This window comes from Arthrobacter sp. NPDC093128 (assembly GCF_040683875.1).
Taxonomy (GTDB): domain Bacteria; phylum Actinomycetota; class Actinomycetes; order Actinomycetales; family Micrococcaceae; genus Arthrobacter.
This window is the reverse complement of record NZ_JBFBEY010000053.1, coordinates 1-8,233: the sequence shown is the minus strand read 5'-3', so window position 1 is coordinate 8,233 and position 8,233 is coordinate 1. Positions and strand designations below refer to the sequence as shown.

The 8,233-nt window shown below is 63.3% G+C and carries 6 protein-coding genes and 1 pseudogene; 2 read left to right on the top strand and 5 right to left on the bottom strand.

What is annotated here, in order from left to right; all coding sequences use genetic code 11:
• A pseudogene (locus tag AB0N24_RS27125) lies at positions 1-232 on the bottom strand (hypothetical protein); the annotation flags it as partial.
• Positions 233-314: 82 nt separating this feature from the next.
• On the opposite strand from AB0N24_RS27125, the gene AB0N24_RS27120 reads away from it, so the two are divergent.
• Positions 315-809, top strand: a complete 495-nt coding sequence (locus tag AB0N24_RS27120) for a MarR family transcriptional regulator (protein ID WP_364131602.1) — start codon at positions 315-317, stop codon at positions 807-809.
• 488 nt (positions 810-1,297) lie between these two features.
• On the opposite strand, the gene AB0N24_RS27115 is transcribed toward AB0N24_RS27120, so the two are convergent.
• The 3 genes from AB0N24_RS27115 to AB0N24_RS27105 form a co-directional block, all read right to left on the bottom strand.
• A complete protein-coding gene (locus AB0N24_RS27115; protein ID WP_364131599.1) occupies positions 1,298-1,474 on the bottom strand; it encodes a hypothetical protein in 177 nt (58 codons plus the stop codon).
• Positions 1,475-1,626: 152 nt separating this feature from the next.
• Entirely contained in the window at positions 1,627-1,887 is a 261-nt protein-coding gene (locus AB0N24_RS27110) for a hypothetical protein (RefSeq protein WP_364131596.1), read from the bottom strand.
• A gap of 459 nt (positions 1,888-2,346) precedes the next feature.
• Positions 2,347-2,865: a universal stress protein gene (locus AB0N24_RS27105; protein WP_364131593.1), complete on the bottom strand. Its 519-nt coding sequence runs from the start codon at positions 2,863-2,865 to the stop codon at positions 2,347-2,349.
• 1,697 nt (positions 2,866-4,562) lie between these two features.
• Between AB0N24_RS27105 and AB0N24_RS27100 the strand changes: the two genes are divergently transcribed.
• A complete protein-coding gene (locus tag AB0N24_RS27100; protein ID WP_364131591.1) occupies positions 4,563-4,898 on the top strand; it encodes a hypothetical protein in 336 nt (111 codons plus the stop codon).
• Positions 4,899-5,495: 597 nt separating this feature from the next.
• On the opposite strand, the gene AB0N24_RS27095 is transcribed toward AB0N24_RS27100, so the two are convergent.
• Positions 5,496-7,616, bottom strand: coding sequence for an S-layer homology domain-containing protein (locus tag AB0N24_RS27095; protein ID WP_364131588.1), 2,121 nt, complete (start codon positions 7,614-7,616; stop codon positions 5,496-5,498).
• Positions 7,617-8,233: the final 617 nt, after the last annotated feature.

Genomic DNA, 8,233 nt, shown 5'->3' with positions numbered 1-8,233 from the left:
AACCGAACTGGAACATGCTGGCGAGCCGCACGGCATCCGGGTTCCCGTGAAAGTATGCCGCGACCTGTTCGACCGGCGCGAACGGCGAGACGAAGCTCTGGCCGCCGGTGAGGATCGCACTGCTGATCAGGCCGCCGACGGTGAGTCCCAGACTCACGACCGCCAGGATGCCCGGGTTGGGACCGCCCGCGCGGGCCGTTTGCACCGTGCGGTGAGGAGAAACGTCAGTCATGATCGCACACCTTCCAATAATTGCATCACCAAAATAATGATTCATTTCTTGAATCATTCTGTCAAGGGGGTAATCTTGAGCCATGGACTCACCGCCTCCGTCGAAGCGCACCGCCTTCCTGCTGTCACAGCTGGGGGCGCTGGCATCGTCCCGCTTCGCCGAACGCACACGCGAAATCGGGCTGACCCCGAGTGATGCCGGCGTGCTCCGCCTGCTCGGCCGCGCCCCGGGGCTGAGCCAGCGAGCTCTGGCCGACCGTCTGGGAGCCGTGCCGAGCCGCGTTGTTCCACTCATCGACTCGCTGGAGGCGCGAGGCCTGGTGGCGCGCGTGCGCAGCAGGACCGACCGGCGGAACTACGAGCTGCGTCTGACCGCCGAGGGCGCGAAGGTTCTGCGAACGCTGCGCGAGATCGCCGAAAAGCATGAAGCTGAACTCCTGGCCCCACTCACCGGCGAACAGTCTGCCCAGCTCGGGACCCTGCTCGCCCGGCTCTCCGGAGCCCACGCCCTCGACACGGACCTCCACCGGGACGTCGGCCGCGAGGATCCCGGCACACCGACTCAGCCCCAGCAGTAGCCTTGGCCCTTTCAAATCGACGACCGGGCAGCCAGCGCTCGTTCTCGGTCCGCTGACGGTTATTGCCTTGCACGTCCAATCCGGACCAACAGTCACCCTAGGGAAATTTCGTCGGCGAGGCGCCGAGCCGGCCAGAAAATGCCGCGGTGTCGGACCGGCTTGCGGGCGGCAGATTCAGCTGGAGGAGCCAGGCTGGTCAGGGTGAGCCAAGTCAGCCTGGATCGCGCGGATGATCGAGGCGAGGATTCCGGACGCGAGAAGTCCTGACCCCAGCGGACCGGCGGAATTCCCACCCAGCGGTGGCAAGCGCCGAAGCGCGGACCGGGCATCGGCAGTCATGTGCTCGAGTTGCAAGTGGATCTCGTCGTCGACCGTCTGGTGCCGATCGGGCGCCGCCAGTCCGGCCGCCTTCGTGGCATACGCGGCTGCCCCCCAAGGCGTCCCTGTTCCAAGGGGTGTCCCGGGGTTTGTGCCTGTGACTGACAGTGTCAGGAACGGTGCCGGCGGCGGGTGATTACCCGAGCTGCGTGAGTGAGGAACTTGGCAGTTCCGGCCAGAGCCAGCATGACGGTGAACGCGATGACCTGCCCGAGGAACATGAGCGCCGCCACTGTGAGGGTGGCGGCGTATGTCAGGGTGAAGGTGAGTATGGACGGCTCATTCATCGGGCTGGCCTGTGGAACCGCCGGATTGTTGGGCCTTTGTTCCCTGCTGTCGGGACGGTAAGGGACTCTGGTCCGCTCTCGTCAGGCTCATCTTCGATGACCAGGCATATGCTGCGTGAATTCATAAGCTCCCCCAAGCCGATTCCTCACCGCTAGGTCCAAGGGGACGGCTCCATGACCAGCTCCGTGGGCGTGGCGCGTACCCGGTCCCGGTGGTGCAGCCAGGTGCTGAGCCGTTCAAGGTCATACCGGACAGGGTTTTCGGGCCCGGACGCGCGGAGATCGTACGGAGTTCCCTTGAGTTCCTCGGTGAACGCCTTCAAGGTGCGGAGGCTCAGCCCGGCAGCCAAAGCCGCCTGTCCCAAGCTCAGGGAGTGAACGACGCCGGTGTCCGGCACGGTCTCATGGCTCACAGCTACCCCTAGTGACTGTTTCGGGTTCCGCATCCGGACCGTGAAGAGGCGGGCCGGTCCGGGAACTTGAGGACATCGTAATGCAGGCCCGGGCAGCCGCGGTGGCCTTCCCTAGCAGTGTCGCCTCCGGAAATCGGCGGCGTCGGATCCAGCAGTCCGCAACCGGAGAAACCCAGGGCTGCAGGGAGAGAAGCCGCTATTTCCGGCGGAGAGGCAGCTCAGAGCCCGCCCGCCGGAAACAGCGGTCCTCAATGCACCCGGTAAGGGCAGAACTGTCTGGGCCATTTGGCAGTCCTGCCCTTGACCGGGGTTGTTCATGAATCCACTGTAGGCAGGAGAGTCGGGGATATCCTGAGTGGCCACTACCCGAAAATCACACTGGTTACCACTTGCCTCAGCAGAACGCGCAGGTATCACTGTGAGCGTGCCGGAGTCAGCCTTCACACTCGCTGCAGTATTTCAGTCCGTGGTGCCACCCGGGGTGGTCGGTCGGGGGAGCGGGATGACCAGAACCGGCCGGTGTTGGCGGTGTGTGAGCTCGACGGCCACGGAACCGACGAGCATCTGTTCCAGCCGGATTCCCAGAACGCGTTCGCGGGTACCAACGACGATGACGGATGCGTCGGCTGATTCGGCAAACTGGCCCAGGGCCCAGGCCGGGTCGCCGGAGAGTGTCCGGAAGGACCATCGGATTCCGGTGCCGTCCAGGGTGTTCTCAAGACGTTCCCGGATGCCGGCACTGGTGGCTTCAACGTCGTCAACGGGACCGTCGTGCGGCTCGTCGGTGAGGTAGCTCGTGATGTCCACGTATGCGCAGATCAGCTTGACGTCCAGGGTGTACGCCAGCTCCGCGGCCCGGTGCACGACCGCCCGTGGTTGCCCGGGCACGACACCTGCCAGAACCGGTCCGGTGATCCGCCGCGGGACAAAGAGTCCAGCCCCGGCGCCGGGAAGGGATTCCCCGGCGGGCTCATTCATGGCTCCTCCATCGCTGAGTGCACGCCGCAATCGTAGAACGAACGCGTCGGCGCGCCGCTAAGGCGCAGCGGCATTCCACAAATATTCCGACTGCATGGCAGGGACCCCATGGGCCCCCGGCCCCGAACACTCACGCGACGGCAGCTTCGAGAGATAGTCCCATGTGTGCGGCTGCGATACGGCCCCGAGGTGCAACGAAGGCCCGCCTATGGGGGAGAGGCGGGCCTTCGCAACTAAACGCTACAACGCTCTTGTATAGCTATCGAGTGGACGAGTGTCGAACTCTGGCCCGGGCGGAAATTTGGCATTCTGAGAAGTGACGAAGAGTCGCGAGGAAGGGTTAGCCAGACGAAAGCAACCTCCAAGCGTGGCCATGCCTTCCGAGGACGGAAGCTGACGCACTACGGATAAACGGTCAGACCGTATATTCAGGCAATCGGCCCCGCTGAGGTCAGGGGATAGCCGTTGTCGGCCGATGCCGTTTCTCGTATCGTTTGGGGTGAGTCAAGCAGTGGCTCCCGGACATGTCTATTGGAGAATCTGTGGACCACAAACTGCACCTTACCGACCGCGTGGACGCCCGCACCGGGCAGATAAGCGTCGAAGCCAGGGGATGTCTGACTCAGGAGAACTACCCCGACCTGCTCCGGAACCTTCGCGGCGCCGCCCGCATAGCCGGGGGCGGCATGGTCGTCCTTGACCTCAGCCGGGCCACCCACCTGGATCCGGATGTGCTGCTGGCACTGCGGCGTCTGGAGGTCCCTCGTCTCACATCTCCGCGGGTACCAACGATCTGTCCGGCGCGGACGGGATATCCATCACCTTGGTGGAACCGCGGGAACTGCCGATCTGCCTGATGCATGTTGGCGCCGATGGGGAAGTCCTGGCGGAACTCGATTCCGTACCCGGGGACGGGACCCATGCCGCAGGCTGTGTGATCCGCCGGTGCAACGGGGACCACGCGATGGCCGACGGGGGAGGGCTTTCCGAGTTCTACGACGGAACCTTGGACCCGGGCACGACCGTTATCGCCCTATCATGCATTGGAACAGCTCACCGACGCGCTATACCGGCATTTGGATTCCCCGAACCCGACCTTTGGCGCCCAAACGTGGTTTGAACTGGCCCGTGAAGAGCTTCAGGACCGCCGGGACCGGCAACCGGCCCGCCGGGTGACGGCTCGCCTGGCGGGCACGCCCCCGCCGCCCGGGAGGAAGTTCCGCCGGCCTGACATGGGTGCACCACCGGTTATGAAGGGACGGCGACGACTGGGGGGCGCCTCGGTCTCAGGAGGCGCATCGCCGCCGGCCCCGTTTCACACGGTCGTGCCGGCGGCACGGACCGAAAACCTGGAGGAAACCTACGCCAATGCCCGGTGTCACCATTGTTCCGGGCACTGGCGCAGCTACCGCCGAGACTAGTTTCCAAGAAACGAGCCCTCACAAAAACTGTATGCCTGATGCCCCGCCCGGGCTTGAGTATCAGCTACCTGTCTTCAGGGACAGCAACACCCTCTACGGAAGGGCAATTTCAGGCCCGGTCGACGCTTCCGTTCGCTCCCGCGGCCGTTGTTGAACGGCACCCGGGCCAGTAACTTACGCCGGGACGGCACAAAAGCTGTCAACCGCTTGACCGGAGGCGTAATCTGGACGGAATTCACCTCACGACAAGCCGGACTGGAAGGGATACATACGGGTATGAGCCTCAAGGACGAGTGGGACCACCTCGATTCCGAGACCCGGACCTGGCTACTGGAAAACCCGGGGTGCCTGGTCGTGCCCCGTACCATGTCGGCCAAAATCAGCAAGGAAGCCCACGAGGACATCGAGCACGATCCACATGGGCAGGTTGTACTTTCCCGGGCCGATCACGATTTCATCCGGGAGAAGGCAGAAGCCGCCGGCACCATCCGTGTCCCCGCGACGGACTACCAGTTTTTCGACACAGCAGCTGTGCCCGTTATCAGGACAGAGATATCCGGAAAGCATGCCGCAGAGTCACCTGATGAAGCCCAGCAGGACCAGTCAATTTGAGCGCAGAGGCGAAGCAGTGATTACCCCTCATTGCACCCGGGGCTGATGTACAGGGTCCTTCCCGTCCCATTGCAGGAAAGGCCCGGAACGAGCCGCAGCTGCCAGTTTCTTCAGGATCCCTCCGTGCCCGTTTCTCCTCCGGTGTGGCGGCTTCGGCATCGGGCACCAGGTCCGGGTCGACAACGGGGGAGAACGCATCAGCGGGAACTTCGTTCCCCTCAGGTCTCTCGTCGGGATCAGGGGGGCCGTTTTTTGGAATTTCACTCATCTGCACACCGTAGGCCCGCAGGTCCACGCTGTCCATGGAGCCGGGCGTACGACGACGTTCCGCCCGGGCACCTGAAAGGAGCCGGCACCTTTCATTGCTAGGGTCAGTGCCGTTCCCGCTAAGAAAGGCGTCCGGAGCAGACTTGCGGTAGACGAGGCGGCTGCCGCACCTCTCAGAGACGGGCCCGTCACCGACGGGCATTCCGCTGAACACAGCGACGATCACGTTGGCGGCACTGGTGTCGTGGACGAGGTCGTCGGCCACTGGGGGCACCGGGTGTGTCTGTCAGATTTGTGCGTCGTTTTGATAGCGGAGTCGTCGAGTGCCTTTCACTCCTGGGAAGCGTAGCGGTACATGAAGGCCGCCATCTGATCTCGTAGAATCGATGCACCCGCGCGGTAGGTCTTGGAGTTGTCAGGCTCATTCCAACCGTTGCTGATGCCGCTGGAGGCAAGCCACGAGATTTGCTTGTAGAACGTGTGGTTCGTGGGGATGTCGACAAAGGGGGACCGGGATTCCGGCACGTAGGCGGGAGATCCTGCGTGGCGGTAGATGAAGGCTGCCATCTGGTCGCGGTTGACCGTTGTCGCCGGGCGGAAGGTCCGTGTACCGTCTGTTTCCCTCCAGCCCTCGCTGATCTTTTCCGACCAAAGCCAGGAGATCTCCTTGTAGAAGTAGTGCGTGGTGGGCACGTCGGTGAAGGGCGACTGGGCCGGCGGGACGAAGTTCGGGCTGCCCTTCAGCCGGTACAGGAAGGCCGCCATCTGATCGCGGTTCACCTGCTGGGCCGGCCGGTAGGTCCTGGTTCCGCCTGCCTCGATCCAGCCCGTCGTGACACGCGAGTCTGCGAGCCAGGAGATCTCCCGGTAGAACACGGTTCCAAGGGAAACGTCGGTGAAAACTGTGCCGCTGGCAGGCAACGGGCCGTCGGAGGTTTCACCGGCGTCGGCTGAAACTTCGGTGAAGTCCGGGGCCGGCGTCGTCCCAATGGTCGGAAGGCCGAAGAGGTGGCGGTAAAACTCCAGCGCATGGATCATGGTGCCGCGTTCGATGGGCTGATCCGGGCCGAAGGTCTTATCCGGATTGCCGACAATGATAAAAGTCGACACCAGCCAGATCAGCTCTTCATAGTCGGGGATCCCGGGCTGGACGTCGGTGTAGGCGGCCAAAATGTCTGCGTTCGGGGTGACGGGCGGGCGGCCTGCCAGCCGATGGAGGTCAACCCCCAGGGTGCGGCGCGTGATCTCCTGCTCAGGGCGGAATGTGCCGTCGGGGTAGCCGATGTCGATACCCGCGGCGGCGGTCCAGCGGATCGCGTCGTCGTTTCCGGAACCGGGCGGCACATCGTCGAAGGTCGGGGCGTCCTTGGGGACCGGCGGACTTCCTGCATACCGGTACAGGATCGCCGACAGAGATCCCCGGTCCACCGTTGTCTCGGGGCGGAAAGTGCCATCGGCATAGCCGGCGATGTAGCCGCTGACGGCAGCCCAGGTGATGGTATCGAAGTAGGGGTGCTCCGGGGGGACGTCTGTGAAGAGACGGGGTTTTGTTAGCCCGATGTCGATGCTGGGAATGACGTCGCCGGCGCTGAGCTGGAGAGGTGTGGGCTCCGACAGCCCTTGGGTGCTGTACCACTGGTCCAGGGCGCCGCTGGTTCCGCCGAGGACCTTGATGCGATAGGTTCCCGGTACCAGTCCGGTCAGCTCATAGCTGTAATCTTTGTCCACTGTTGTTCTACTGGCCACAGACCCGTCCGCTGCGTAGGCTTCCACGGCGAGGAGGTCGGACGCTGTCCCCGAGGTGTACACGTCCCCTACAACGGCCGCCGGTCCCCGGCCAGGGGTCAGGCCGCGTTCTGGAATGCGGGTGCCCTCGGGGCAGTTATGGCTGAGCATCTCCATCAGGGCGTCGTACTCTGCGGGGTCGACGCTCAGATTCCACCGCGACTTTACGATGATCCACTTGTCTGCGTAGCCGCATTGCACTCCGGAACCCGGCGGCTGCCACTGGGCCGGGTCTTTGGATCCTTTGTCCTGATCGACTGCCGCTGTCACGGCCATCAGGGTAGTCTCCGGGTATTTGAGGTCGTTGGCGAAATCGCGCCGCTGTCCGGCTGTCCAGGCCCGGGCACCCGACTGCCAGGCTTCCTCCAGTGGGACCATATGATCGACCGTCAGTTCCGCCGGGTCGGATGCAAAGGCCCGGTCGTACAGAGAAAACCAGCTGCCGGAAACAATCGTGCAGAGTGGCTCGACGACGATCATGGAAGGGTGGGACGCTGCAATGAGCACCTCGCTGGCCGTGTCGCAGCCGTCTCCGTCCGCATCAGTCCAAAGATCAAAGCTCTTGGGGTCGAACAGCGCGCTGTCTTCCTCCCGGACTTCCAGAGTTTCCAGCAGATCCGCCGAGGACGTTATCCCGCCCGGAAAGGCCACCGCTGGCGTGGGCACGGCCAGGCCTATGAGGAAGAACACCGGTACCAAAACCGCCGCAATCCATGGATGGATAGCCTTGCGATTCTGCCGAATACACGTTCCTGCCATTCCGTTCCCCCCAGCGACAGGTGCTGCCTCATGAGGTTTGCCGAGTTCTTGCTCTGACAAAGGAGGCAAGGAATTTTACAAGCACATTCAAACAGAAACACCGTGCATAAAGGCGCAAGTTTTGCTCAAGTTTGCGCAATGAACACAACAGCGCGTCCCGTGCGACGGCAGTGGCCGCCACTGCACGAGGATCTGGCCCACTCTCAGGACATGCCGATGCGTCCAGCAGCGAATTTTCGGAGGATTACTGAGGGTCCCGCGGCGAGGTGCCTGCGAGGCCCCTATCCGGTAACTGCGTTGGCCGCATCTCGGCTCGCGATGTTGTTCACCATTCAGGGGGTGACAATCAGCGCGTCTCGGCTCGGCTCGGCTGTGGCTTCGGCTGCCACGGGAAATTGTCGTAGGTGCAACTTAGCCTGATAACAGCCCCGGTATATATCAAGCTGTTTGTGACAGCGGGTTGGTTTTGTGGTTGATGCCAGCGTGGGACGGTGCGGATGCTGCTGTGGGTTTGTTGCGGTATC